The organism is Ralstonia sp. R-29 (assembly GCF_049913345.1).
GTDB lineage: Bacteria > Pseudomonadota > Gammaproteobacteria > Burkholderiales > Burkholderiaceae > Ralstonia.
In genome coordinates this window covers 563,337-589,527 of sequence record NZ_CP184378.1, presented here as the reverse complement: position 1 = coordinate 589,527, position 26,191 = coordinate 563,337, and the positions used below count along the sequence as shown (strand labels likewise).

At 61.9% G+C, this 26,191-nt stretch carries 18 protein-coding genes; 13 read left to right on the top strand and 5 right to left on the bottom strand.

Annotation, left to right across the window (positions count from 1 at the left end):
• Positions 1 to 40 precede the first annotated feature (40 nt).
• The 5 genes from ACN9M1_RS19810 to tssJ form a co-directional block, all read right to left on the bottom strand.
• Positions 41 to 1,456, bottom strand: coding sequence for a DUF2515 family protein (locus tag ACN9M1_RS19810; RefSeq protein WP_426400259.1), 1,416 nt, complete (start codon positions 1,454 to 1,456; stop codon positions 41 to 43).
• Positions 1,457 to 1,474: 18 nt separating this feature from the next.
• Entirely contained in the window at positions 1,475 to 4,198 is a 2,724-nt protein-coding gene (locus ACN9M1_RS19805) for a type VI secretion system Vgr family protein (protein WP_426400258.1), read from the bottom strand.
• Positions 4,199 to 4,305: 107 nt separating this feature from the next.
• The gene (gene icmH / locus ACN9M1_RS19800) at positions 4,306 to 5,097 is read right to left on the bottom strand and encodes a type IVB secretion system protein IcmH/DotU (protein WP_426400257.1); all 792 of its coding nucleotides are present in this window, start codon (positions 5,095 to 5,097) and stop codon (positions 4,306 to 4,308) included.
• Positions 5,094 to 6,440, bottom strand: a complete 1,347-nt coding sequence (tssK, locus tag ACN9M1_RS19795) for a type VI secretion system baseplate subunit TssK (protein WP_426400256.1) — start codon at positions 6,438 to 6,440, stop codon at positions 5,094 to 5,096. The genes icmH and tssK overlap by 4 nt, the downstream gene beginning before the upstream one ends.
• A 48-nt stretch (positions 6,441 to 6,488) precedes the next feature.
• Entirely contained in the window at positions 6,489 to 7,094 is a 606-nt protein-coding gene (gene tssJ, locus ACN9M1_RS19790) for a type VI secretion system lipoprotein TssJ (protein ID WP_426400689.1), read from the bottom strand.
• 412 nt (positions 7,095 to 7,506) lie between these two features.
• On the opposite strand from tssJ, the gene ACN9M1_RS19785 reads away from it, so the two are divergent.
• The 13 genes from ACN9M1_RS19785 to ACN9M1_RS19725 all read left to right on the top strand — a co-directional run bounded on the left by ACN9M1_RS19785 (position 7,507) and on the right by ACN9M1_RS19725 (position 26,189).
• Positions 7,507 to 8,154 carry a hypothetical protein gene (locus ACN9M1_RS19785; RefSeq protein ID WP_426400255.1) on the top strand — a complete coding sequence of 216 codons (648 nt, stop codon included), beginning with the start codon at positions 7,507 to 7,509 and terminating at the stop codon, positions 8,152 to 8,154.
• A gap of 35 nt (positions 8,155 to 8,189) precedes the next feature.
• A complete protein-coding gene (gene tssB / locus ACN9M1_RS19780) occupies positions 8,190 to 8,702 on the top strand; it encodes a type VI secretion system contractile sheath small subunit (RefSeq protein ID WP_426400254.1) in 513 nt (170 codons plus the stop codon).
• Positions 8,695 to 10,179 carry a type VI secretion system contractile sheath large subunit gene (tssC, locus tag ACN9M1_RS19775; protein WP_426400253.1) on the top strand — a complete coding sequence of 495 codons (1,485 nt, stop codon included), beginning with the start codon at positions 8,695 to 8,697 and terminating at the stop codon, positions 10,177 to 10,179. Before tssB ends, tssC begins: the two co-directional genes overlap by 8 nt.
• Before the next feature lie 106 nt (positions 10,180 to 10,285).
• The gene (locus ACN9M1_RS19770; protein ID WP_426400252.1) at positions 10,286 to 10,789 is read left to right on the top strand and encodes an Hcp family type VI secretion system effector; all 504 of its coding nucleotides are present in this window, start codon (positions 10,286 to 10,288) and stop codon (positions 10,787 to 10,789) included.
• A 68-nt stretch (positions 10,790 to 10,857) separates the two neighbouring features.
• Positions 10,858 to 11,331, top strand: a complete 474-nt coding sequence (tssE, locus tag ACN9M1_RS19765; protein WP_426400251.1) for a type VI secretion system baseplate subunit TssE — start codon at positions 10,858 to 10,860, stop codon at positions 11,329 to 11,331.
• Between the two features lie 50 nt (positions 11,332 to 11,381).
• A complete protein-coding gene (gene tssF, locus ACN9M1_RS19760) occupies positions 11,382 to 13,232 on the top strand; it encodes a type VI secretion system baseplate subunit TssF (protein WP_426400250.1) in 1,851 nt (616 codons plus the stop codon).
• On the top strand, positions 13,196 to 14,299 hold the full coding sequence (gene tssG, locus ACN9M1_RS19755; protein ID WP_426400249.1) for a type VI secretion system baseplate subunit TssG: 1,104 nt from the start codon (positions 13,196 to 13,198) through the stop codon (positions 14,297 to 14,299). Before tssF ends, tssG begins: the two co-directional genes overlap by 37 nt.
• A gap of 61 nt (positions 14,300 to 14,360) precedes the next feature.
• On the top strand, positions 14,361 to 17,084 hold the full coding sequence (gene tssH / locus ACN9M1_RS19750) for a type VI secretion system ATPase TssH (protein ID WP_426400248.1): 2,724 nt from the start codon (positions 14,361 to 14,363) through the stop codon (positions 17,082 to 17,084).
• An 11-nt stretch (positions 17,085 to 17,095) separates the two neighbouring features.
• On the top strand, positions 17,096 to 19,870 hold the full coding sequence (locus ACN9M1_RS19745; RefSeq protein WP_426400247.1) for a type VI secretion system Vgr family protein: 2,775 nt from the start codon (positions 17,096 to 17,098) through the stop codon (positions 19,868 to 19,870).
• Between the two features lie 8 nt (positions 19,871 to 19,878).
• Positions 19,879 to 20,805 (top strand): DUF4123 domain-containing protein, encoded by a 927-nt coding sequence (locus ACN9M1_RS19740; protein WP_426400246.1) that lies wholly within the window; start codon positions 19,879 to 19,881, stop codon positions 20,803 to 20,805.
• Positions 20,806 to 20,825: 20 nt separating this feature from the next.
• Positions 20,826 to 24,155 (top strand): T6SS effector BTH_I2691 family protein, encoded by a 3,330-nt coding sequence (locus ACN9M1_RS19735; protein ID WP_426400245.1) that lies wholly within the window; start codon positions 20,826 to 20,828, stop codon positions 24,153 to 24,155.
• Positions 24,156 to 24,166: 11 nt separating this feature from the next.
• Positions 24,167 to 25,096 carry a DUF6708 domain-containing protein gene (locus ACN9M1_RS19730; protein ID WP_426400244.1) on the top strand — a complete coding sequence of 310 codons (930 nt, stop codon included), beginning with the start codon at positions 24,167 to 24,169 and terminating at the stop codon, positions 25,094 to 25,096.
• A gap of 202 nt (positions 25,097 to 25,298) precedes the next feature.
• Positions 25,299 to 26,189, top strand: a complete 891-nt coding sequence (locus ACN9M1_RS19725) for a DUF6708 domain-containing protein (RefSeq protein WP_426400243.1) — start codon at positions 25,299 to 25,301, stop codon at positions 26,187 to 26,189.
• Positions 26,190 to 26,191 lie beyond the last annotated feature (2 nt).

Below are 26,191 nucleotides of genomic sequence, written 5' to 3'. Positions count from 1 at the left end.
CACAGACGAACCCGCAAGCCATAGCAATAGTGCGCGTCTACTAAGCATTGAGCCAGCCTCGAATCTTCTGCAGCTCACCGTCCATATATGTGCGCTTAGTGGTCATCAGCTTGTCGAATTTTTTCGCGATATCTGCTACGTAAGCCATCCGGTCATCTTTGTTCGGTAAGCTCTTCTTTCGTCCAGTGATGTAGTCCCAAGTGCCTTTGGGTTCATCAAAAGTTGCCTGCAAATCGGGATCGCCGTTCCTGGGGGCTGCGCTGAAGTACAAGGTATATCTAGGAGATAGCGCACCCAGCGACGCACGGCTGATCAGGTGGTTGATATCCATCGTTCCAATGAGCTTTTTATCTTCGTAGATTAGCGGTTGCAACACATTGATTTGCTCTTGGTGAGCGATGGTATTTACCTCGTCGCGCTGCAGTTTCGCCATCTGGGTCTCACTGGAGCCGTACTCTTTGATGAATAGCGCATAGGTCTTCCGCATATCATCCGTTACCTTGAACTGCGCCACCTTCTGCAGCTTCTCAATGGCCGTCGCGTCGCCTGCAACCCGGCTCAATTCCCTGCGTTCTTCGTCCATGACGTAGAACGCCTCGCGGAAACCTCCCCAGTACTGCGAGCCCGGCATCCGATAGCCTCGATCGTAGCTCTTCACGTTCGCTTTCACGTAGCGGTGTGCCTGACCAGCGCTGGCTTGGAACTGCCCATAGCCGCCATCCATTCCGCCCCATACCGGTGGCGTCTGAAAGTAGCTGCGCGCCTGTGCGTACACCGGGTCACCCGCGATACGTCCCTGCAGCCGTTTCATCCAGTTAGCGCCAAACGGCAGTTCCTTGACTGCGTCTTTGGACTGCTGCTGTAGCGTGTCGGCGTCGCGCTTTTCCACATCCGCTCGTAACCGCTCTGCATTGAGGCTGCCGTCCCGGTTAAGGCCGTACTCCAGCACGTACCAAAGCCAGGGGTAGATGTCCATGAAGAGCCACAAGTTGCCCTTGGCAAGTGCCGCATACACTCGCAGTGAATGTTCGTAGGGTGACGCTTCAGACATCGCCTCAGATGCCAGCGTAGGGATACTCGAGGTGCGCATCGCATTACCCCAGCCTCCGTTGAGGACGTCCTCGCGCGAATAGCGATAGGCCTCCACGATGTCCTTGACCACAAAAGCGGCCAGAGCCGGCCAGAACATCTGAAGCTTGCCGGCCGACTTCTCGGCGCTGGCAAAGTACAGATCAGCATAGCGCGCTGCGATACGCTTGGCCCGCCGTTCCGGATCGGTAATCAGGTGCCAGCACTTGTTGTCACCTTGCTCGCTCAGCGCGACCAGAGCCTCTTCCTGAGCGTAGGACCACAGATATTTGGCATCGACGTTCTGCGTGTGCTGAGAGCCTTGTCGCGGATTCGTCCGGCACTGGCCAAGGACTTCAATGTCGTAGCCGTCGTCGTCATGCGGCATTGTGTAAACCTTCTTCTCTTATCGGTCGAACTTGAAACGGGCGTAACGCAGGGCATGCTCAAGTGGTTGCTCTGTTGGCGTCTGGATCCGCTCCGTTTCACCACCCTGCGGGGCATCGCCGCGCAAGGTCTGTTCCGGCTGCGCCTGGTTGCGCACGCGGAAACGGAGCCGGCCTTCGACCACCTTCTGATTAGCATCCTTGAATAGCACCTGCTCATCGAATTTCTGAAACAGCGAATGTTCCGCCGGCTCAGGCATTAGAGTGCCGAAGGGGAGGGATGGCAACTCCGCCGCCTGCCCACCCGGTCCAATCATCGGATGCCCAGCCCCCTTCACCGACAGCAGCCCCGACGTCTCAAACGTCACCGCGTTCCCCTCCAGCCGGATCAGCGAATCCCCACCATGCAGCACGATGTTCTGCTGCGCGAGGATCTCGACTGAGTCTGCCGATGAGGTCACGGTCACGGCCTTATCCGCCAGCACAGCCAGCGCATCGGTATGCGCCTGAATAGAGACCGGCCCGCCTTCGGCAATCACGCGAACGCCATTGCGCTGCGCAAACAGGCTCACACCCTTGGCGGCCGCAGCCGCGATGACATTGCCGGCGGCCAGATGCCAATCCGCCTGCGCCGTGCCATGCAGATGCCGGCTTGCGTAGACCGTGGTGGTGGCCTGCGAGGCGAGGGCGATGCTTGAGGGCGATTCCGCCACCAGCAGCGGCTGGCCAAACTTGTCGACCGGCTGCTGGGTGTCTTGCCCGTTGACGTTGCTGGGGTACTTGCCGTCTTGCGCGGGGTCCAGCGCTTTGTCGATGGGCTCGAATGCTTCGTTGGCGGCCAGCGGTAGGGCTTGCTGGCTGGCAGCTGCGTCGGACAAGCGCTGCGCCGTCTTCTGCGCGGCGGTGAGTTGGCCGCGCGCTTCGTGTGCGTCGAGTAGCATGCCGCCGGCTTGGGCTCGCGCGGTAGTGGACAGCAACAGGCCAGCGCCCGCGCGCACCACGGCCCACGCGTCGGTGCGCAGCTCAGCGCCGGTGCCACGCCATTCGCCACGATCGCCGCCGGTGGCGCCATGCGAGGTCACATAGCCGAGGTTGAGCTGGCTGTTGGCGGTGGAGCTGGCCACGCGCATGCGCAGCTGGCCGGGGTGATCGTCGACCACCCATTGGTTGTAGCCATCACCGCCGAGGCCCTGCGAGTGCCAGCCGGACAACACTTGCCCAAGCGGCGCATCCGCAGCGGGCCAGGGCAGGGCGTCTTGCGTGTTGTGCAGCTGCATGGCGACCAGCGGCCGGTCGATGTCGCCGTCGATGAAGGTGAGCAGCACCTGCGTGCCGGCGCGCGGCAGGTGGTTGCCACCCCAATTCGGCCCAGCGCTGGCGGTGGCCACGCGCACCCAGGCGGTGACTTGCGTGCGGTCATTGCTGGATGGGTCGGAGAAGGCGTTCGTCTCGGGCGCGCGCAGCCAGGGGAAGCGGATGCGCACCCGGTGGTCGCGGTCGGTGGTGAGCGGGGCGCCGTCGTCGGCGATGACCAAGGCGGCCTGGCCTTCCGGTGCGGTCGGGCGACGTCGATACGGCGGCACGATGGGCGCATCGGCCGGCACGGCAATGAACCGATTGCGGTAGCTGCCCGATTCGATCTCGGTGGTGGAGAGCAGCCGTGCGATGTCTGCGCCCAGGTTGTTGGCGGCCTCGTGCTCGACCTGCAGCGTGACGAATTCGCTGTGCTTGCTGTCGAAATGCTGCGTGAGCGTGAAGCGCTGGCCCGCGCCAAGCTGCCGTACGCTGCCTTGGCCCTCGTAGCGCAGATAGGCGCCTTCATGCGCTTGCATGCGCAGTTGCGCGGCGCGGCTGGCGCCTTGTGTATCTGCAAATTGGTAGGGGCCGGAGGCTTCAAAGCGTTCCAGCGTCGGCAGCTCTCCGCCGGGCTCGCTGGCGCTGGCTTGGGCTGCGGTGGCGGCCAGGGCTTTGTAGTCCCATGACGCGACGGTCACGGCATTGGTGCCGACGCTGTGCGCGTGCGAGAGGCGTTCGATGGCGTCTTCGCGCTCCGTGGCGTCCACGCGGTGGAAGCGGATCTCGGGCTGCGGGCAGGTGGGCCGCTGCGCGTCGTTGTCGAAGATGACGACCGTGTGGCGCGACTGCGCGTTGCTCTGCTGTTCGTCGCTCTGGTCATGCTCGATGCGGAACGACAGGCCCTCTTCGGCCAGCAGGCGCATCACGAAGGCATAGTCGCTTTCGCGGTACTGGCAGCAGATCGAGCGCTTGGCGCACAGCTGCGAGGCGTCAATCTTGTAGTGCGCGGTCGGGTACTCCGCAAAGACCTCTTCGATGATCTCGAGCGCGGTCTTGTTCTGGTAGACGAAGCAATCGCTGCGGGTACGCAGGCGGTCGAGCCACGGCACCACACGCAGGCGATAGCGCGCCAGGCCGCCATCGCCGCCCAGTGATGCGCAATCGGCCACGTAGCCGTGCCATGCGCGTCGTTTGCCGTCGGCTTGCTGCAAGCGCAGCGTCACCTCTTGCGCGGCCAGCTTGGCCGTATCTAGGTGCGCTGATGGGCTCAGGCAATCGATGTGCAGCACGAACGAGGCCGATACTGCCTCGGTGGCGGTGAAGCGCTCGACGACAAGGTTGTCAGAGGCGAGCGCCGTTTCCAGCGTGATCTGGCGGGTCTGCTGCCCGAGCAACGCGCCCAGGACGGCTTGCGGCACGGCGGCCGGCAGGTTGAACAAAGGCTTCATCGGAACAGCATCGCGCAGGGTTCGGGTTGCGGGGCAGCGGTAGGCGGGGTGTGCGGCATGCGGCCATCAAAGCCGCTGCCGCAATGCGTGCGCTTAAGTTGGCGAAATCAAGGCAACGAAATCGTCAGGTGCGAAAAACGCGGCCCGAGCTTAATGACCTGCGAATAGCCTTCCAGCGTTTCATTGGTCTTGGTGCGCAGCGTGTGCGACAGGCCAATGTAGGCCAGCAAGCCGATCAGCGCGAATACGGCGCCGAAGATCCACAGCGGTGTTTCGCGCTTGAGCGTGTGGGCCACCTTGTCGGGCAGCGGCCATTGCGGCGCAAAGGCGGCGCGCTTGCCCTTGATGGCGGAAATCTCGTCGCCCAGGCGCGCGGTGAGGTACGCAAGCTTCTCTGGCCCTTCCAGGATGTACTTGCCGCGAAAACCCAGCAGCAGGCACATGTGGAACACCTCCAGCGCTTGCAGGCGCGGCGCACCGTGCGCGCGCAACTCTTCCAGCTTGACGAAGAAGGTCTCACCGGCGAGTTGCTCGCCAAACAGCACGAGCTGCAGCGGGCGGCGCTCCCACGCGGTGCGGATGGCGAAGTTGGACGACAGGATGGTCTCGTCCACCGCGGCGCAGAAGGCGTACTTGGCGTCGAAGACGTCTTCGGCGGACACGTTCAGGCGCTTGGCGCCACGGTCGAAATCTTCCAGAAACGCACGCACGCGCGAGAGGAAATCCTCCGCGCTGGCCGGCTGCTGGCCATTACGCAACTGGAACAGCATGAAGAAACCGTCGTACAGCAAATCCAGCAGCGTGCGCGCGTGCGTGCTCGACTCGCGCGCATCGGCTGTTGCATTGCCCGGTACGGGTGCCGAACCGCCAAACAGGGAAGGGGTGGTGGTAGCGCTCATGAAGTCACCGCGATGAGTTCAAGTTTGAGTTCCCGGATGCCGGCCGGGGCATAGATGGTGAGGGTCTGCGCCTGCAGCATGCGTTCGTACAGCATGCCGCGCGCTTCCACTGCGAAGTAGCACGCGCCCGGGCGCACCGGTATGGCCGGCGGCACCTGCGGCGTATAAGTCAGCGGCACGCCAGGCATGGACGACAGCACGAGCTTTTCCACGTCATCCGGTGCACCGACCTTGAAGCGCGCGGGAATGGCTTCCACCAGTTCCGCCGCAGGCATATCCGCCGACACCGACAGGTAGAAACTGGTGTCTTCGTCGATCTTCCCGGAGTCGATCCGGCCCAGATGGAACGACGGGCGCGTTTCTTCCAGCGCAATCGCAAAGTAGCGCGTGGAGATGACGGTATCGAGCAGCTCGCGCACGATGGTGTCGAGCTTGGCAAACACCGGGCCCGGGTTGTCGTGGTCGTACGCGGGCAGGTCGGCCAGGGTGTAGCTCTTGGTGAACGTCATCAGCGCGCCGGCCAAGCGCAGCATCTCCTGGAACAGGCGCTCGGGGTGCAGATCCGGGTGGTGATACAGGTGTGACAGCGCTGCAAACGCCGCGTTGGCCGTATGCAGCAGCCAGAACGAAGCAATGTCGCCAGAGCGGAATTCGATGATGTTCTTGGTCGGCTCGCGGTGGAAACCGTACAGCGCATTCACCTTGGCCTGCAGCGCGTCGAGCAGCCGGCGCAGGCGCTGATACAGCACGGCTGAAGCATTGATCGCCAGGCTTGGCGCGACAAAGCTTTCGTCCAGCTCAAAGCCGCCGGTGCCGGTGCGGCGCACGCGCACCACGGGCAGCGAGATGAACTGGTCGCGCGGCTCCGTCTCGGCCACCAGCTTGACCGACTTCTTCAGATACGTAATCGCGGCGGGTTCGGCTTCGGTATACAGGTCGGCCGTCTCTTCTTCGGTGCCGACAAAGCGCGACACGGTGGCGCCTTCCAGCGGCTCGCGGTAGTTGCCGCCGTTGTCTTGCAGTGGATACAGCGCGATGTGGAACGTCAGCTCCGAGGTGCCGGCCGGAACGGCATCGAGCACCAGCGGCGGCGGCAGGGTATCGGCTTGCGGGGCGAAATACAGCTCGCCGTCCGGAAAGAACAGCGACAGCTCGATCACGCGCAGCACGCCGCTGGCCAGCGCGTCGGTATCAAAGCGCGCATGGCGCACGCCCCAACCGTAGGGCTGAATGGCTTGCGCCGTCGCGTGCAGGCGGGACTCGTGGTACGCGTCCTGGCGCTGGAAGTGCTGCGGGCGCAGGAACAACCCCTCGCCCCAAAGAATCTTTGCGGAATAGCTCACGTTGACCTTCTCGTCTCGTCTTTAGTGCTGGTGCATCAGTGCGCGGGCTCAGCTACCGCAGGGTGCGGCCGACAGCAGATTGAGGTCGGTCAGCGGCGTGCTGCCAGCAGGCGTCGTCGGCGTACCGCTGGCCAGCGTCATGGCGCAGGCGTGCAGCCCGATCACGATGCCGGACTTCTCGTTCTTCTCCGTGTTGAAGGCGAACTTCCAGCGCTGGGCGGCGGGGCTGCGGAACAGCGCCACCACGCCAAGCGTCGTCGCCTCGCGCGAGACCTTCTCTGTAAAGTCATAGCGTTGACCGGGGATCAGCGTCATCTCGCGCACCTGTACAAGGTCCGCGCCCAAGGTCTGCTTCTCGCGCGCCGGGTCGATGAAGGTGTCGTACGGCGCCTGCAGGAAGCTGGTCGGGTCCTTCAGCGAATACAGGCGGACCACCACCGCAACCGGGCGCCGATCATTCGCGGCGTTCAGGTTGTTGCCGGCCGTCAGCTTGAGCGGCACCTCGCGCGGCGGCTTTTGCGAGTCGGGCACGTTCGACGATTTCAGCCCGATCGCTTCCAGCGCACCGTTGGCCGCGCCGGCCAGCACGCTGGCGCCGGTCGAGCAGGCCCCCAGGGCCACCACGCTGGCACCCGCCAGCATCAGCTTGAACATCGTCGCGACTCGGCGCCGTGGGAGGCCGTCGCAGCCCGGCTGCCTCCATGCCGTGTCGAATTTCATCGTCTTCATGCCTGATTTCTGGATTATTTAATTCTCTTGATTTGACCCGTGCCGCCGCCCGTCAAATCGGGCGAAAGCGGCTAATGTTTCGATTTCTTAATAAACGGAATTGGCTCGAATGTTTCGGTTTCTTAATAATCGCGGTTTGTGGCCAAACCTTGCTGTAAGCGGTTGAATCAAAAGGATGTTTCGGTTTCGTAATAATCCGTTTTTGGTTGTCAACGGCGACGAGCGGAGTGTACTATTTCGCGCCAGTCGAGACCAACATTTAACGCGCCAATTCCGGCGAATTTGATTGGATGCTTGGATTTCGACACACCGCTTTGAAACCTTGAAGAGTCTCGCCGTGGCCAAATCCCTGCCTATTTCCCGCGTTCTCCGTTCCCTCATCGTGCTCGCTGGTGCCGCCGCCCTGATCACGGGTTGCGCGACCTCCAACCCAGGCCCGCAGACCGACGAGGCATTCAAACAAAGCATGTCGGAGGCGGAAACCGCCGCCAAGGGTGGCCAGCAAGACAAGGCCATCGACCTGTATCAACAGATCGCCAAGCAGAACCCGACGCGCGACGAGCCGTGGGTGCGCATCGCCCAACTGCAGTTCGCCGCAGACAAATATCCGCAAGCCATCCTGGCGGCGGAAGAGGCGCTGCAACGTGACAACGCTGACCGCCAGGCCAAGAGCATCCTGGCCGTGAGCGGCCTGCGCGTGGCGCGCCGCTCGCTGCAGGAACTGCGTGCCGACAGCGCGCTGGCTGGCGACGTCAAGACCGACGCACAGGTGCTGGCCCGCATGCTGCGTGACACGCTGGGCGAACAAGTCCTGTTCCCGGCTGAGCAGAAGACCCAACCGGTGCGCCGCCGCGTCGTACGCCGTACGGGGCCTGCTGCTGCGCCGGCCGCCGAGGCTGCCAACCATGGTGCTTCCACCGCTGCGCCGGCCGCAGCTGCGGGCGCCAGCAGCGGTAGCGCCGACCCGTTCAGCTCGCTGCGCTAAGCCCTGCGCCAATTTCACGCCTGTGGAGGAAAGTCATGGCTAAAAAAGAAAGTGTGCAGAAGCGTCTGCAGAAGGTGCGCCCGCCGCGCGTCCAACTGACATACGACGTCGAGATCGGCGATGCAATCGAGCAAAAGGAACTGCCGTTCGTGGTGGGCGTGGTGGCGGATCTGTCGGGGCAATCCGAAGTGGAACAGCCCAAACTGCGCGACCGCAAGTTCGTCAACATCGACCGCGACAACTTTGACGATGTGATGAAGGGCGTGGAGCCGCGTGCGGCATTCCAAGTGCCCAACACGCTGACGGAAGAGGGTGGCCGCTTTGGCGTCGACCTGAAGTTCCGCTCGATTGAAGACTTCAGCCCGGAAGCCGTGGTTGAGCAGGTTGAGCCGCTGCGCAAGCTGCTGGAAGCCCGCTCCAAGCTGGCCGACCTGCGCAACAAGATGGCTGGCAACGACAAGCTGGAAGACCTGCTGGCCGAAGTGCTGAAGAACACCGAAAACGCGAAGAAGCTCGGCGCCAAGAACACCGGAGGCGAAGATGCTTGAGAACCAATCCGCCGCACAAGGCGCCGCGGTTGCCGAAGAACTCAGCTTGCTCGACAGCATCGTCGAGCAAAGCCGTGTTGCCAAATCCGACTCCGAGCGTGCACGCGCCAAGGACATCATTGGCGAGCTGGCCAGCCAGGTGCTCAACGGCACCGTGGTGGTGTCCGACAACCTGTCGGCCACGCTGGATGCGCGTGTGGCCGAGCTGGACCGCTTGATCTCGCAGCAGTTGAGCGCGGTCATGCACGCGCCGGAATTCCAGAAGCTGGAATCCACCTGGCGTGGGTTGAACTATCTGGTCAAGGAAACGAACACCGGCCAGACGATCAAGATCAAGGCGCTCAACGCCACCAAGCGCGACCTGGTGAAGGACTTCAAGACGGCCATCGAGTTTGATCAGAGCGCGCTGTTCAAGAAGGTCTACGAAGAAGAATTCGGCACGTTTGGTGGTGCACCGTTCGGCGCGCTGATCGGCGACTACGAAGTCACGCGCCAGCCCGAAGACATGTACTTCATCGAGCAGATGGCGCACGTGGCGGCTGCCGCGCATGCACCGTTTATCGCGTCGTCGTCGCCTGAGCTGCTGGGTCTGGAATCGTTTGCCGATCTGGGCAAGCCGCGCGACCTGGCCAAGGTGTTCGACACGGTGGAGTACGCCAAGTGGAAGTCGTTCCGTGATTCGGAAGACTCGCGCTACGTTGGCCTGACCATGCCGCGCTTCCTGGGTCGCCTGCCGTACAACCCGAAGGACGGCACCGTGGTCGAGAGCTTCAACTTTGTTGAAGACGTGGACGGCACCGACCACAGCAAGTACCTGTGGTGCAACGCTGCCTGGGCCTTTGGCGCGCGCCTGACGGCAGCGTTTGACGACTTCGGCTGGTGCGCTGCTATCCGTGGCGTGGAAGGTGGCGGCCTGGTGGAAGACCTGCCGACGCACACCTTCAAGACCGACGATGGCGAGATCGCACTCAAGTGCCCGACCGAAATCGCCATTACCGACCGCCGCGAGAAGGAGCTGAGCGACCTCGGTTTCATCCCGCTCGTGCATTGCAAGAACTCCGACTACGCCGCGTTCTTCGCAGCGCAATCGGTGCAGAAGGCCAAGAAGTACGACACCGACAGTGCGAATGCGAACTCGGTGCTGTCTGCGCAGCTGCAGTACATCTTCTCGGTCTCGCGCGTGGCGCACTACCTGAAGGCGATGATGCGCGACAAGATCGGCAGCTTTGCTTCGGCCAAGAACGTGGAAACGTTCCTGAACCGCTGGATCTCGCAATACGTGCTGCTGGACGACAACGCGACGCAAGAGCAGAAAGCGCAATTCCCGCTGCGTGAAGCGTCGATTGAAGTCAAGGAAGTACCTGGCAAGCCGGGCACCTACCGCTCGGTGGCGTTCCTGCGGCCGCACTTCCAGTTGGACGAACTTTCGATCTCGCTGCGCCTCGTGGCGGATCTGCCAAAGCCAGCCAACTCGTAATTCCTGACCGGACTCTCCCCGGGGGGGAATGTTCGGGCATAACACCCCCGTTACGCTCGTTACCCGTAGCAGTACCAACAACCAATCTATCGAAGAGGGTCTCTGTATGAAGGATATCTACGTCAAGTTCGACAGCCCGGCAATCAAGGGCGAGTCGCAAGACAAGGATCACAAGGACTGGATCGAAATCAACAGCTGGTCGCAAGCCATCAGCCAACCGCGTTCGGCCACGGCTTCGACCGCCGGCGGCCACACGGCTGAGCGTTGCGAGCACCGCGACATGGTCTTCTCGAAGGACCTGGACGTTGTCAGCCCGCTGCTGTATCAGCACGCTTCGGGCGGCACGACCTTCGGTGAAGTCACCATCGAATTCTTCCGCGCGGACGGCGAAGGCAACCGCGTGAAGTACCTCGAAGTCAAGCTGAAGAACGCCATCCTGAGCGAAGTGGATTCGCAAGTGGTTGCACAAGGCATCCCGACCGACACGTTCAGCCTGCGCTACGCCGCTGTGCAGTGGAAGTACACGCAGCAGAAGGGCGCTGGCGGCCAGGGCGGTAACTCGCAAGGCGCCTGGAGCCTCACCAAGAACGACAAGACCTACTCGGTCTAACGTTTGGTGTTGTTCTGATAACAAGAGCCGCAGCCACCGTGCTGCGGCATCTTGTTTTATAGCTGCATATGAAAGGCTTCGAACCCAGCCTGCTCGACAAGCTCTTCGACGACGAGCCCCATGCGCCCATGCCCACGGCATTGCGCCAGCTCTCGCTGGAAGAACTCAAGGGCAACGTGGCACGCGACATTGAATCCTTGCTCAACACGCGCATCGTGTTTGAGGAAGAAGACCTGCACGGCTTGCCGGAGTGCAAGCGGTCGTTGCTCACCTACGGCCTGAACGATTTTGCCGGCCTGAGCCTGGCCAGTTTCTACGACCGCAACTACATCTGCCAATCGCTCACCAAGGCGATCGAGCGGCACGAGCCGCGTCTGCAGCATGTGAATGTGTCGCTGGAGATCAACGAGCGCGCCACCAATGCCCTGTGCTTTGGGATCAGTGCCGTGCTGCTGGTCGGGCCCGCACGTGAGCCGGTGACGTTCGACGCGACGCTGCAACCGTCAACGCTGCGCTACTCCGTCGCGCGCGGACGCGGCTGAAGCTGCGGGAGAACCGCGCAAGAACACCAACCACCGGATCGCCACGAAGCATGGAAGAGCTGCTCCCTTACTACGAACGAGAACTGGCCTTCCTGCGCCGGTACTCGCGCGACTTTGCCGAGCGGTATCCGAAGGTGGCCGGTCGGCTGGCGATGTCCGGCGACGGCTGCGACGATCCGCACGTCGAGCGGATGATCGAGTCATTTGCCTTCCTGACGGCACGCGTCAACAAGAAGCTCGACGACGACTACCCCGAATTTACGGAAGCGCTGCTGGAGGTGCTGTACCCGCACTACCTGCGGCCGTTTCCATCGTGCTCGGTGGCGCATTTCGATGTGCGTGGCGTGGCCGCGCAGTTGAGCGCCCCCGTCACCATTGCGCGCGGCACCTTCCTCACCACACGCGTGGTGCGCAAGGTGGAATGCCGCTTCCGCACCGCATACGACGTCACCTTCGCGCCGGTGCGCGTGGTTGGCGCGACCTTCGAGCGCGCTGTCTCGGCCCCCACTGCCGTGCAATTGCCCAAGGGGGCGACGGGCGCCATCGCCATCACGTTGGAATACATGGGCGAGCGCGGCGGCTTTGAATCGCTCGCGCTGGACAAGCTGCGTATCTACATGGACGGCGAACCGTCGTTCGTGGCGGCTCTGGGCGATGCGCTGTTCCTCCACACCGCTGCGGCCTACATGGAAGCCGAGCGCAGCGGCGTATGGAAGCGCCTGTCGGGTGTGCCGCTGCACGAAGTCGGCTTTGCCGAGAACGAAGCGCTGATCGATTGCCCCGCGCGTTCGCATCCGGCCTATCGGTTGCTGACCGAGCACTTCAGCTTTGCGGAGAAGTTCAACTTCTTCGACATCGACCTTGCCGCAGTGCGCCGTGGCATGACACCGGGTGTTCCGGTGCGTCGCCTGACGCTGCACCTGGTGCTCAAGGAATTGCGCAGCGATTCGCACGCGGCACGCCTGCTGGAGAACCTGCAAGCCGAGCACCTGCGCCTGCACTGCACGCCGGTGGTCAACCTGTTCCAGCAGAAGGCCGACCCGATCCGCATTGAACACACAGCCAGCGCCTACCCGGTGGTGGCCGACAGCCGGCGCGCGCACGGCTTTGACATCTATTCCATCGACAACGTGCAACTGGTGCGTGAAACCGCCGCGCACGAAAAGGTGACGGAGTTCCGCCCGTTCTACTCGCTGCACCATGGTGAGGAACCCGGCCGCGCGGGCCACTACTGGCTGGCGCGTCGCAATGAACTGATTGCGCAGCGCAGCCCGGGTTTCGAGACAGAAATCTCCATCGTCGATACGCAGTTCGACCCCGCCAGCCCGCAGACCGATACGCTGAGCCTGACCGTCACCTGCACGAACCGCGATTTGCCGTCCACCCTGGCGTTTGGCCAGCCGGATGGTGATCTGTCGATGGAAGGCAGCTCCATTGCCCGCAACATCATCTTCCTGCGCAAGCCGACGCCTTCCATGCGGTTTGGCGGCGGGCGCGCGGCGCAGTGGCGCTTGATCTCGCTGCTGGCGCTGAACCATCTGTCGCTGGTGCAGAACGGCTTGCCGACCTTGAAAGAGATGCTGCGTCTGCACGACTTGCCGCGCAACGCGATTTCCGCTCGGCAGATCGAAGGCATTGTCGGGTTGGACTACCAGCCGGCAACGCAATGGCTGGCGGGCAAGCCGTTCGCCACCTTCGTGCGCGGCCTGGAAGTGCGCCTCACGCTGGATGAAGACGCCTTTGTCGGCACCGGGCTGCACCGGTTTATCCGCGTGCTGGACCACTTCTTCGGCCTGTACGTCCACATGAACAGCTTTGTGCAGTTGATTGCGGTATCCCGCCGCAGCGGCAAGGAATTGGTCAAATGCGCACCTCGCAGCGGCGAATCGATCCTGGTGTGATCCGGCGGCTGCTCAAGCAGCCGTACCGGTACCAGTTCTTCCAGGCCGTTCGGCTGCTGGAACAGCTCTTTGCGCGCGAAGGTGGCATGGCGCCCGAGCAGGCGCTGGCCACGCGCGTGAGCTTTCGCAACACGCTGTCGCTGTCGTTTCCGCCCAGCGAGTTGCAGGGCATCGAGGCACACGGCGTAACCGCCGAGATGCTCGAAACCGACACCGCGTTCATCGCCGCGCTGGAAGAGGGCGCGCTCGACACGCTGGCCATCACGCCCACGTTCTTCGGCATGCTGGGTGGGCAGGGCGCCTTGCCGCTGCGCTATACCGAGATCGTCGCCGAGCGCGAATCCGTCTGGCGCGATCGCGCCGCGCGGGCGTTCTTCGACATCTTCTCGAACCGCGCCACGGCACTGTTCTACCTGGCGTGGAAGAAGTACCGCCTGCCGTTTCAGTACGAAGTCGACAGCAACAAGCACTACCTGCCGCTGCTGCTGTCGCTGGCGGGCGCCGCAGACAAATCGCTGCGCGCGGATCTGTCCACCACGCCCGGCCCCATCCTTGATGAAGCGCTGGCCGGCTATGCCACGGCGATCCGGCATCGCCCGGTGTCTGCGGCGTATCTGCAGCGCGTGCTGTCGGACTACTTTCAGGCGCCGGTGCGCGTGGAGCAGTTTGTGGGCGGGTGGTATCGCGTGCCGGCATCGCAATACACGCGGCTGGGCAGTACCAGCAATGTGCTGGGCGCCACCGCGCTGGCCGGTGCCCGTGTGTGGCAACGCGACTTGCGTGTGCGCCTGTGGATGGGGCCGCTCAAGCGCGAGCAATACCGCAATTTTCTGCCCGGCGCGTCGGGCTCGCTGGCGCTGCGCAAGATGCTGACCATCCTGTGCGGCACCACGCTGGAGTTCGAGATCAAGCTGATCCTGCGCCAGCAAGACGTGACGGGCAGCACGCTGGACAACAGCAACGATGGGCAGAATGCTGGCCGATTGGGCTGGGACACCTTCCTGTGTTCCCGCCCCGCGCAGCAAGACCGCAGCGACGCGGAATACACGCTCGCACCGCTGCATTGAACACCCACATCTTCATCGACGTTTCTCGACTCTTTCATCGAATCTTCGGAGCGCAGCTGCCATGGCCATCCCACTCAAAACCCTGATCGCCAAGCTGAACGCGACCAGCCGGCAAGCCGCCGAGCGCGCGGCTTCCATCTGCATGGCGCGCGGCAACTACGAGGTGGATCTCGAACACCTGTTCCTGGCGCTGCTGGAAAACCGCCGCAGCGACTTTGCCGTGGCCGCCCGCGCCAGTGGCATCGACCTGGCCGCACTGCAGCGTGACCTGGAAGCCGAGATCGGCCGCTTCCAAACCGGTAACACGCGCACGCCGGCGTTCTCGCCCTATCTGCCGAAGCTGTTCGAGCACGGCTGGCTGATCGCATCGCTCGATTCGCAAATCACGCGCATCCGCTCCGGCCATCTGCTGCTGGCGTTGCTGACGGAGCCTAGCCTGTCGGCCCTCGCGCAACGCGGTTCGCGCCTCTTCGCCCAGATTGACGCCGACCGTCTCAAGCACGATTTCGATCGTCTGACTTCGGGTTCGGACGAGCAAGAGCAGGCCGTGGACATTGCCGACGACAGCGCAGACGCATCGCAAGGCGAAGCTGGCAAGCCCGCTGCCGCCCTGACGGCGACACCAGCGCTGGATCAGTTCACCGTCGACCTGACGCAATCGGCCCGCGACGGCCGCATCGACCCTGTGATCGGCCGCGATGCCGAGATCCGCCAGGTGATCGACATCCTGATGCGCCGTCGCCAGAACAACCCGATCCTCACCGGCGAGGCAGGCGTGGGCAAGACCGCCGTGGTGGAAGGGCTGGCATTGCGCGTGGCCGCCAACGACGTGCCGCCGCCGCTGCAGGGCGTGACGCTGCGCACGCTGGACATGGGCCTCTTGCAAGCCGGCGCCAGCGTGAAGGGCGAGTTTGAGAACCGCCTCAAGAACGTGATCGACGAGGTGAAGAAGAGCCCCAAGCCGATCATCCTGTTCATCGATGAGGCGCACACCATCATCGGTGCGGGCGGTCAGGCAGGCCAGAACGACGCCGCCAACCTGCTCAAGCCTGCGCTCGCACGCGGTGAGCTGCGCACGATTGCCGCCACCACGTGGAGCGAATACAAGAAGTACTTCGAGAAAGACGCCGCATTGGCCCGCCGCTTCCAGGTCGTGAAGGTGGAAGAGCCGAGCGAGCCGCTGGCAGCCTCCATGCTGCGCGGCATGGCGGGGCTGATGGAGCGCCACTTTGGCGTGCGCGTGCTGGACGAGGCGATTACCGAGGCGGTGCGGCTGTCGCATCGCTATATCAGCGGCCGCCAACTGCCGGACAAGGCCGTCAGCGTGCTGGACACGGCGTGCGCCAAGGTGGCACTCGGCCAAAGCGCCACGCCTGGCGCCATTGAAGACGACGAGAAAACGCTGGAACGCCTGCAAGGCGAGATCGACGCGCTGGAGCGCGAGCAAAGCGCCGGCGCCGAGCACGACGCGCGCCTGAAAGCGCTGAACGAGCAACGCACCGAACTGGAACAGCGCGTCGCGCAAAACACGGAACGCCTGGCGAAGGAACGCGAGCTCGTCGCCCGCATCCAGGCGCTGCGCGAGGCCCGCGAAAGCGGCAACGCGCAAGCCAGCGAAGACAGTGCACTGCCCGTGGCCGCCAACAGCGATGTCGTCTCCATCTCCAAGCGCAAGCGTGGTGCAGACAAGGCAGATGAGCAGGACGAACTCGCCAAGCTGATCGCCGAACTGCGCGCCCTGCAAGGCGAATCGCCCATGGTGCCGCTGCAGGTGGACGGCCATGTGGTGTCGGAAATCGTCTCGGCATGGACGGGCATTCCGCTGGGCCGCATGGTCAAGGACGAACTGCGCACGGTGCTGAACCTCAAGCCGCTGCTGACCGCCCGCGTGATCGGCCAGGACCATGCGCTGGATGCCATCGCGCAGCGCGTGCGCACCGCCACCGCCAATCTGGAAGACCCGAACAAGCCGCGCGGCGTCTTCATGTTTGCCGGCCCCTCGGGCGTGGGCAAAACGGAAACCGCGCTGGCGCTGGCCGACATCCTCTACGGTGGCGAACGCAAGCTCATCACCATCAACATGAGCGAGTACCAGGAAGCGCACAGCGTGTCGGGCCTCAAGGGCTCGCCGCCGGGCTATGTCGGCTATGGCGAAGGTGGCGTGCTGACCGAAGCCGTGCGCCGCAACCCGTATAGCGTGGTGCTGCTGGACGAAGTGGAGAAGGCCCACCCCGACGTGCTGGAGATGTTCTTCCAGGTGTTCGACAAGGGCGAGATGGACGATGCCGAAGGCCGCCCGATCGACTTCCGCAACACCATCATCATCCTCACGTCGAACGTGGGCTCGTCGAACATCATGCAAGCGTGCCTGAACAAGGCCGCTGAGGAATTGCCTGATGCCGATGCGCTGGCCGAACTGCTGCGCCCGACGCTTTACAAGGCGTTCAAGCCGGCATTCCTGGGCCGCATGAAGGTGGTGCCGTACTACCCGATTTCCGACGACGTGCTGACCGAGATCATCACGCTCAAGCTGGGCCGCATCCGCGACCGTGTGGCCGTCAACCACAAGGCGACGTTCCAGTGGGACAACGCGCTCATTGAATCGGTGCTCGCACGCTGCACGGAGGTCGACGCCGGCGCCCGCGCGGTCGACCACATCCTCAACGGCACGTTGCTGCCTCAGATTGCCGAATCGGTGCTCACCCGCATGGCCGAAGGCGGCAGCATTGAGAAGATCAAGGTGAGCGTGGGTAAAGACGGCGACTTCAAGTACCGCATTCAATAAGCGAGCACACCATGGTCTCTCCGACCGAACTGGCCAACCTGCTGCGTGCAGCCTTCACCCAGGCTGACCGCCTGCTGCGGCTGGAAACCCCGCTGGGGCCCAACGCGCTGCTGCCCGAGCAACTCGATGCCGCCGAGCACATCGACGCGGGCGGCTTCCGCCTGGAACTCACGGCGCTGTCCGACAACGCCGGCATCGACTCGGCCAAGCTGCTCGGGCAACCCGTGCGGCTGGATTTGCTGACGCAGCAGAGCCGCAGCACGCTGCGCCCGTTCCACGGCCACGTCACGCGGTTTGAGCAGATTGGCGCCAACGGCGGGCTGGTGCGCTACCGGCTCGTCATCGAGCCCTGGCTGGCCTTCCTGCGTCATCGGCAAGACAGCTTCCTGTTTCAGGACATGTCGGTCATCGAGGTGATCGACAGCCTGTTTGGCGACTACCAGGGGCAAGGCCGACTCGTGCCCGCATGGCGCTGGGCCTTGCGCGACAGTTCGGTCTACACGCGCCGCAGCGTCATCACGCAATACGAAGAAAGCGATTTCGATTTCGTCACGCGCCTGCTGGCAGAAGAAGGGCTGTTCTACTTCTTCGAGCACGAAGCCAAGGACGGCGAAGCGCTGGGCGCGCATCGCATGGTCATCGCCGATGCCAACGACGTGTTTGTCGACAACGCGCAGGCGAGCATCCGTTTCGGCCGCGCCGACGCCACCGCCACCGAAGACGTGATCGATCGCTGGCAGGGCGCGCGCCGCTGGCAGACCAACGCCGTATCCATCGCCAGTTGGGACTACCGCGCCAATGCCAAACGCACAGCGCAAGTGGGTGCCCAGGGCAACGCGCAACAGCAAGGCAGCGACGGCCCGCAACTCACGCTGCAAGACACCGACTACCCCGGCCAGTACTGGTTTGAAGACAACAACCAGGCGCAGCGTGTCGCCCGGCTGATGATGGAAGCGCTGGAACTGCGCGACAAGCAGTTCGACGGCGAAGGCAGCGTGCGCACCTTGGCCACCGGCACGCGCTTCCAACTGCAAGACCACTTCGACCACGACGACGGCGAACAGCGTTTTGCTGTGCTGGCCGTCACGCACCAGGCGCGCAATAACTTCAACGACCGCTTTGGCCAGGTGCTGACGGAAACGCTCGGCACGCTCGGTTCGCTTGGCCGCAGCGACGTACTGGCCGCCGGCAGCAACCAAGCCAACGGTGACGATGCGCCGTTCTACCGCAACCACTTCACCGTGGTGCGCGACAACGTGCCCGTGCGCCCGCAGCAGAGCGATGCCCAGGGCCGCGCGCTGCACCCGCGCCCGACCGTCAACGGCAGCCAGACGGCGCTCGTCGTCGGTGCCGAAGGGCCGGTGCATACCGACCGGGACCACCGCATCAAGGTGCAATTCCATTGGCAGCGTGGGGCGCGTTCGTCCAGCCGCCAATCGCATCCGGCGGGTGATGACAACGCACGCGCCAGCGCCGGCCTGGGCGCATGGGTGCGTGTGACCGCCCCGGTGGCCGGCCCCAACTGGGGCGGCGTAGCACTGCCGCGCGTCGGTCAGGAAGTGCTGGTGGAATTCCTGCAAGGCGACATCGACCGGCCCGTGGTGGTGGGCGCCGCCTACAACGGCCGCGGTCAGACGGATGCGCAGTACAACCAGAACCAGGCCGGCGCTGCTGGCGCCACCGGCAACGCCCCCGCCTGGTTTGCCGGCGACGCCAAGAGCCAAGGCGCATACGCCCACAATGCGGTGCTGTCCGGCATCAAGACGCAGGCGCTGGCTGGCAGCCAAACGGGCTCGTCGGGCTACAACCAGCTCGTCTTTGACGACACCGAAGGCCAGGGCCGCACGCAGCTCAGCACCACACAGGCCGCCACCGGCCTCGTGCTCGGCCATCACAAGGAACAGATCGACAGCGCGCGCCAGGCCGACCTCGGCCACGGCGCCGCACTCGCCACCGACGACAGCGGCAGCGTGCGCGCCGGCGCCGGCCTGCTGCTCACCGCGCACAGCGCCGGCACCAGCGCCCCGCTGCAAGACAGCGAAGCCGCCGCCAGCCAGATCGAAGCGATGAGCGACCTGGCCGAATCACTGGCCGATGCGGCAAAGAAGCAGAAAGCCGGCTTGCCCGACGAACCTGATGCGAAGGAACTGCCCGCGCTCAAGCAACTGCGCCACACCACCGAGGTGCTGCGCCACACGGAAAGCGCAGGCCAGGGCGCCGAGGCCGTCGCCTACAGCGAACCGCATCTGCAGGTGTCCGCACCCAAAGGTGTGCTGGCGACAACGCCCGCCGATGCCGTGTTGGTGGCGGGCACGCAAGTCACGTTGACCGCCAAGCAGGATACGAACGTTGCGGCGGGCGGCAATCTCTCCGTTGCTGTGGCCGACGGGCTGAGCCTGTACGCGCACGGCAAGGCCGTCGGGCAAACCAGCGATGCCACCCCAGGTATCGCCATGCACGCGGCCAGCGGCAAGGTCGGCCTGTCCAGCCTCAAGGGCGAGAGCCACCTGGTGGCCGAGAAAGCCGTGACCGTGGCATCCACGCAGGGCAACGTCACCGCCGAGGCAAAGCAGCATGTGATCGTCAATGCGGCCGGCGCGCAGATCAAGGTGACGAACGGCACGATTGAACTGCATGCGCCGGGGATGGTGACGTTTAAGGGGGCGGGGCATCGGATGGTGGGGCCGGGTGGGGCAACCGGCAACACCGAATTGAAGAAAGGCGACCTGAAGGCGTGTCCTACCAAAGATGAGGGCGCGGCTGCCGGTGGCGCAGCACTCATCTAATACATCCTATGCAACTTGAAACGCTAGTACGGGTGCTGGGTGAGCATTTGCAAGCAGACGATGGTCAGTATGGCTATCTACTGGTAGACCCGATGCTGCATGAACCGCTCGCTGATATCGACTTGGCGGCTAGCGGTTGCGAAGTCTGTCCCATTCCGATCAATTTGCCTCAATTGCGGAAAGATCAGTGGCCCAGACTCATCAAACTCAAGCCGAGCGCGGTCGAAGTGCTGTCGGCAAGCGTCAGCCTGGCCCTGTCAGAGCAGAGCAGCCCCGAGCTGGAGAGCCGTGAGGGCTTTGCCATTGGGGGCTGGTTGCGATCCGCCGCAGAGCCCCGCGCCTTAGCGCGGCATCTGCAAACCTTGATACGTCCCTTCGAGCCACGCGTCGGCTGGCGGTATCTGCGCTTGGCTGATCGCCGCGTGATGGAGTGGCTCTGGCCCGTCCTTTCTGAGCTACAGCGGCAAAAGTGGCTGGGACCAATCTCGCAATGGTGGCGACTGGACCGACGCGGTGAACTGGTCGCACAAGAAAAGGCGCGAGCTGAGCAAACCAACACGAGTCAGGCGCCGGAGCCGCTCACACCAGCGCAATGGGCACGCTTGCACGACTGCGAGCTTGCACAGCAGATGCTGCGCGGTTGGATCAGTTTTGCTGAATCGCTGCCGACCGATTACTTGCGCCAGATCGAGAAAGCGTTGAAATCAGTCCGGTTGTTGGGCGTGACTGAACCCTCCGACATTGTGCTGATGAGCGCCTATCAGTTGCAGATTCACCCCGGCCTTTGCGAGCATCCGCGCGTGGTCGAACTGGTACGCAAGGCGCAAGGCACCGATATGCCGCTGCTCGATGCGCTGGCAGAAATTCCGGATCCCGAGGGGTGGGACCGCATTCGACATGAATTGATGGCGGGTAGTGCGCCCGAAATCATTTAGACACTCACTGGAATCGAATCATGGCCGAAGGTCAATCCGTCAGCTACTCACGGAACGCGCAAGTTGCTGCAGCATCTGCCAAGCCCGCGTGCGGCGCGCAGGGATGCCCATCCTGCGTGAAGGCTGGCTTGCCTGTACTGCTGACCCGCCTGGGGCTGGCGGAGAAAGGCTACGCGAGCGCGAGAGCCAGCATTCTAGCGCCAGTAGTCAAGAAGCAGCAGGCTCCTAATCTGGTGGCATCGGGCTACGTCCTACGAACGCTGCGAGCCGGGTATCTATATGCATACTACGAAAAAGCGCACACGCCAGAACTCGTCAAGCAGCATGGGTGGCACGTGTTCCGCGTTGATCACGGTGGTTATCTGACCCCGATCCCTCTGGCCATGGCGGGCAAAGACGGGGAAGCCTTCTCGTGCAAACGCAGTGAAAGCTACGCTACGGCGATGCTTTTTGTGATTCCGCAACCGAAGCTAACAAAGCGAGTGTGGGTCGGCTTCAGCACGTCGCCATGGAGTGCGGCGACCTTGAGGAAATATGGACGCCAGCTCGATCTCCGTGACAAGCGGATGGCCTGCATCAACGCGCCCGCAAGCACAAGCGACGCGTCAATCGTGCTGACTCCTGAGAACGTCGCCCGCTGCATGCCTGACTACGATGGCGCTCTCAAGCCTGACGTATTGCGTGGGAATCCGTTCCCACGCTTGATCCCCGCCAAGGCAGGTCAGACGAACGGCGCTGCGGCAGCCCCGTCGCCGGATGCTCAGGACGAAAAGCAACCCTCGCCACTCTTCAGCAACCCTAAGCAGAAAGTACGCCCGGACGACGCGCAGTTGCTGTGGAAGCAGGCCCACACGATGGTCGAGAAGCTGTCGGATAAGGCGTATACCGACGCAAAGCTGATGATGGTGTGCGTGCCTGATGCGGAAGGCATCACGACGGAAGCTGCACAGCGCCGGATCACCTTGTGCAATTCAGCGGCAGAGTCTGTCGCAACTAAGGAAGAGGCCCGCAAGTTCCAATCCGCCTTGCAGATCGAGGGCATGCTCAAATTGATTGAGCAGAATGGTCAGCAGCATAAGGATCGCAACGCTGAATTCTCCAAGCTGCAGGGCATGAAGGTTACGCGCACGCAGTTCGATGCGATGAAGAGGGATGGTCGGCTGCCCCCGGATGCTGAATTCACGCCGAACCTGGTCAAGCCGGGGATGAATCCCAGGTTTTGGCATCCGGATCCTAGCAACGGAACCGTCCGTATCCCCGGTGCTGGTGAGATTGACAAGGACACCAAGGATGCGCGGACGCGCCTACTCGGCAAGCTGAGAAACCTACCTGCGCCCAATGGCCCCAGTGGTTCGTATGCCCAGTATCTGCAGCGATATCGGGATAAGGCGGCAGCCGACCAAAAGCATCTGGCTGAAGTCGAGAAGGACTACAAAGCGTGGTTGCAGAGCGACGCTCGCAAACTTCTGACCTCCCACGATTTTGACGATGCAACCCATATCGACGGGGTCTACTACGCCAAATGCGTTGCCAACCTGACGCTTGGCGGCCCCATGTCCGACGAAGGGGCGAAGTGGTTCAAGCCTTTTCTGACGTCCAAGTTTGATGATAAGGAAGCGCTGCTCACGCGGGCTTTGCTAGGCAATCAGAAGGAGTTCATCGACTGGCTGACGGATAAGGACCAAGTTTCCAAGGAGTGGGATACAGGCAAAGCCCTCATGGATTTGGAACCCCTCAAAAAGGCCGTTGGCGCTCGCGCGGAGCCTTTGCTGGACGACGCTCGGTGTGCGGCGCAGGCCTTGCTGGGAACGACCACAGCCGTCATCACAAAGCTGGATCTGCAGGCCGGCCAGATCTCTGAAAAGCTACGGTACCAGTTGAAGCTCATCACCATGATGGTGATGACCCGCAGCGAAGCGGATCCCCTGCTCAAGCTTATGCGTGTGCAGATGCCGCTCTCGGATGCTGTTCGAGTCTGGAACGTCATGCGTGGCGACGTAGCCGAAGCCATCAGGCAAACCGTGAAGGATGGCAAGAACAAGGTCGAAAGTCTGCTGCTCAACTCGGCTGTCACCATGGAAATGAATGGTGCACCGAAGACGGCGATGGGTATGGTTGACGTATACCTGATGGTGAGCAATCCAGAGGCAACGCTCAGCAAAGTCAGCAAGACCGCAACAAGAAGTGCTCGCTATCTTGTGGCACCTGCTGAGATCTATGGTGCCAAGGCCGCTCGCGCAGCCACGCAATTCATTGACGCCGTGAAGACATCGGAACTGGCCAAAGGGCATATGAAGTTGGCCATGAGCGCAAGCGGCGTGATGTCCGCAGGTTCGGGCTTCTTGCAAGTGCTCTTGATTCACAAGGCATGTGGTGACTATGCCAATGGCAGCGATCAGGAACGCACCGCAGCTCGATTTGGGTTGCTATCGGCTGGGCTCGGGCTGACTGCGGCGCTTCATGAATTGCGGGCGCAATATCTTGAGCATGTGGGCAGAACCGCGGCAGTGGAGGGGATCAAGCGCATCGCTGGATACCTGGCTGCGGGGTCCACTGCCGTAGATGCCGCACAGGCATATGTAAACGGAAAAAAGGCGGGAAATGATGGGGATAATGTCGCCAAATATGGTTTTTGGCTCCAGAGTGCAATCTTTGCGCTAGCAGCTTTGGCGGGTGTGGGGGCAGCAGCCGGTGGTGCAGTTGGTCTCAGTGTGGCCGCGTTGACTGGTATTGGCTTAGTTCTTGTCGCGATTGGAGTCATTGTTGGTTTTGTAATACTGCTGGTTAAGGATCGCCCTCCCGAGACTTGGGCTGCGAAGACTATCTGGGGACAGGCTTCGGATCGCTGGGCCAATATTGAGGCCGAAGAACGTGAAGCGAACAAGGTTCTCTTATGTGCGCAGATCGATTTTTCATTCCGATGGAATGTTATTGAAAATTTGGCTACGTCGGCCATGGCGGCGGACGGCGCTGGGCTATTGGGTGGCGAACAGCCCTACACACGAGAGGCGTGGCTACGGTTCATGCTTCCGCAGACCTTGCGCAGCCGATTGGGCTGGGAGATGCGCATCTACGGCTCAGGGGCAAAAGGTGAAGTACTAATTGGAACAGCGTCCTACGCTGGCTCAAGCTCCATTGCATCCAGCCTGCCGTCATCTGTAGGGGAAATTACGCCGAAATTTTCAGAGAAATCGGACAATGGCGTCACCACTTTGATACTGTCCTCCACCGTGGACATGTCGGTATTCCGCAAGGCACGAGCAACAGTGCAAGTTTTCACACTCTCCGGGGGGGATAACGCGACCTCAGGGGGGCGCTCGCTGATTGTTGATGAGGAGATGCAAGATTGACTAGGGATGTGATGCACACCGGCGATGAAGTCCAACAGAAGGCAGTGTTGTTGCCGGTATGGGACAAAAAGGAGCCGGATTTTTTGATTTTGGAGAAGCTGAAACCGATCCTTCCTCCGGACAAGAATCCTTGGCGAGTTGTGCCTGACGACAAACACGTGCAGGTACATCAGCTTGCGGGAACGCGAGATTGTCTCGTGAGCGTGTACCCCGACGCTATTGCCATGGGGTCTCCCTACGGGAGAAATAGAAAAGGGCTGGGATGGTTCGCGGTGATCATCGCAGCAACGGCTGGACTCTTATTCCTATGGAATGCGATAGATATTGCCTTCTTTTCGGAGGAGGTCGATGTTTTTGGTTTGGCATTTTGCGTGGTTTTTTCCATTATATTTTCCTTGATTGGAGCTTGGTTCTTCAATTTTTCCGTTCGGATGCCTTCAGATTGGCCAATCATTTTCAACAGAGCCAAGAGAACAATTTCATTTGTTCGCCCCACTCGCCCGAAATTTTTCAGGTTTTGGGAGTTCACAAATTCTGGTGTGTGCACCTACCCTTGGGACGAAGTCAAGGTACGCAGCTACAAGCTCCTCGTGTCCAATGCGGGCAAATCGTTTCATGATTCGTATTGGATGGTGCTGCTTTGGGGGATGAAAGACGAACACGGCCGCAACGTCGTCAAGGATTGCGTTCCAATCGGCTACGAAGGCTACTTTGAAGACGAACGACTGTTCCAAGTCTGGGAGCACATCCGTCGCTACATGGAGGAAGGTGGACCGCCTATTCAGCCGGGTGAGCGACTACGCAAGCCTGCCAGCAAGCGCAAGCCAATGGATTTCCCCCCAGAGGTGATTGCAGCGGCTGGCGGCCCGGCTTTGAGCGAGGTAGAAGTGGAGCGGATGGCGGGCGTTCGACAGGAAGAGCAAGTCGACGCGTCGGCTTGAGGTTTGGCTTCATGGCTAAACTGAATGCCAGCCATCCAGCCTCCTCGCCCCTGCATTGATTCAGCTTAGCAAAGAAACCCGTTGCGATATGCCATGGTGGACAAGACCGAGACACCCGACGAACCTACCAGCAAGACTGGCTTCGGGTGCGTGATCTTGGCGTTGCGAATCCCTTTACCAGAATACAGTTAGATCTTCCAAGATGTCCCAGGGCAATCCTGATTTTCGTGTGCTGCTACCGGAGTGGAATCAGCCCGAACCATATTTCGAGTTTCCGAAAGCGAAGAAACGCACATTGCAGGCTCAACGAAACCCGTGGCGTGTTGCTCCGGACAACAAACATCGGCCTGTGCATTTGGTTGGAAGCACATGCGAATCGCTATTGAACGTCTATCCGGAAGCTATAGAGGTTGGCTCCCCGCTGGGATCAGAGGGCAAGACTATTTTTGGAACACTATTTTTCGTCAGCATGACAGTTTTCATGGTCATGTTTGCGTATGCGGGGGGTGCAATATGGGATCCGAGTGAACTCATGCTCATAGGCATGTCTGCGCTAATGATTTTTTGTTCCGTCATCGCGTTTCTTGCTGCCGTGGCTTGTTTCAAGATTGTGTTTTTCTTGCCACGGGATTTGCCTGTGCTCTTTAACAGGAAAACACGACAAGTCAGCTTCATCCAACTTCGACCATTCGTCTTCTTCCGGTTCTGGAAAGTACAACGCGTCGCAGAACCTCGCACGTACTCATGGGATGACGTCAAAGCACGCAGCTACAAGATGACTCAATTCACCGGGGCTGCAGCTAGACAGACGTATTTCCTAACCCTCCTTTGGGGCGAGGCAGATAAACCCAATCTGTGTAAAGAGATCGTGAACATCGGCTATGCAGGATGGTGGGAAGACGCGGTTCTATGGCGGCTCTATGAGCACATCCGTCGCTACATGGAAGAGGGTGGTGCGCCGATTCAGCCAGGAGAAAAGCTACGCCGTTCGGGGGTCGGCAAGGTGCCTGCGTTCTCGCCCGAGATCATCGCCGCTGCTGGTGGCCCTGCCTTGAGTGAACAAGAAGTCGAACAGCTGGTGCTTGGCAGATAGCT

Bases quoted from the DNA above. Each gene is read 5' to 3' on its own strand.
- ACN9M1_RS19725 (WP_426400243.1), top strand. From the start codon at position 25,299: ATGTCCCAGGGCAATCCTGATTTTCGTGTGCTGCTACCGGAGTGGAAT.
- ACN9M1_RS19730 (WP_426400244.1), top strand. From the start codon at position 24,167: ATGCACACCGGCGATGAAGTCCAACAGAAGGCAGTGTTGTTGCCGGTA.
- tssG (WP_426400249.1), top strand. From the start codon at position 13,196: ATGCGCACCTCGCAGCGGCGAATCGATCCTGGTGTGATCCGGCGGCTG.
- tssC (WP_426400253.1), top strand. From the start codon at position 8,695: ATGCTTGAGAACCAATCCGCCGCACAAGGCGCCGCGGTTGCCGAAGAA.
- tssF (WP_426400250.1), top strand. From the start codon at position 11,382: ATGGAAGAGCTGCTCCCTTACTACGAACGAGAACTGGCCTTCCTGCGC.
- ACN9M1_RS19735 (WP_426400245.1), top strand. From the start codon at position 20,826: ATGGCCGAAGGTCAATCCGTCAGCTACTCACGGAACGCGCAAGTTGCT.
- ACN9M1_RS19745 (WP_426400247.1), top strand. From the start codon at position 17,096: ATGGTCTCTCCGACCGAACTGGCCAACCTGCTGCGTGCAGCCTTCACC.
- tssH (WP_426400248.1), top strand. From the start codon at position 14,361: ATGGCCATCCCACTCAAAACCCTGATCGCCAAGCTGAACGCGACCAGC.
- ACN9M1_RS19810 (WP_426400259.1), bottom strand. From the start codon at position 1,456: ATGCCGCATGACGACGACGGCTACGACATTGAAGTCCTTGGCCAGTGC.
- tssE (WP_426400251.1), top strand. From the start codon at position 10,858: ATGAAAGGCTTCGAACCCAGCCTGCTCGACAAGCTCTTCGACGACGAG.
- ACN9M1_RS19740 (WP_426400246.1), top strand. From the start codon at position 19,879: ATGCAACTTGAAACGCTAGTACGGGTGCTGGGTGAGCATTTGCAAGCA.
- ACN9M1_RS19770 (WP_426400252.1), top strand. From the start codon at position 10,286: ATGAAGGATATCTACGTCAAGTTCGACAGCCCGGCAATCAAGGGCGAG.
- ACN9M1_RS19805 (WP_426400258.1), bottom strand. From the start codon at position 4,198: ATGAAGCCTTTGTTCAACCTGCCGGCCGCCGTGCCGCAAGCCGTCCTG.
- tssB (WP_426400254.1), top strand. From the start codon at position 8,190: ATGGCTAAAAAAGAAAGTGTGCAGAAGCGTCTGCAGAAGGTGCGCCCG.
- icmH (WP_426400257.1), bottom strand. From the start codon at position 5,097: ATGAGCGCTACCACCACCCCTTCCCTGTTTGGCGGTTCGGCACCCGTA.
- tssJ (WP_426400689.1), bottom strand. From the start codon at position 7,094: ATGTTCAAGCTGATGCTGGCGGGTGCCAGCGTGGTGGCCCTGGGGGCC.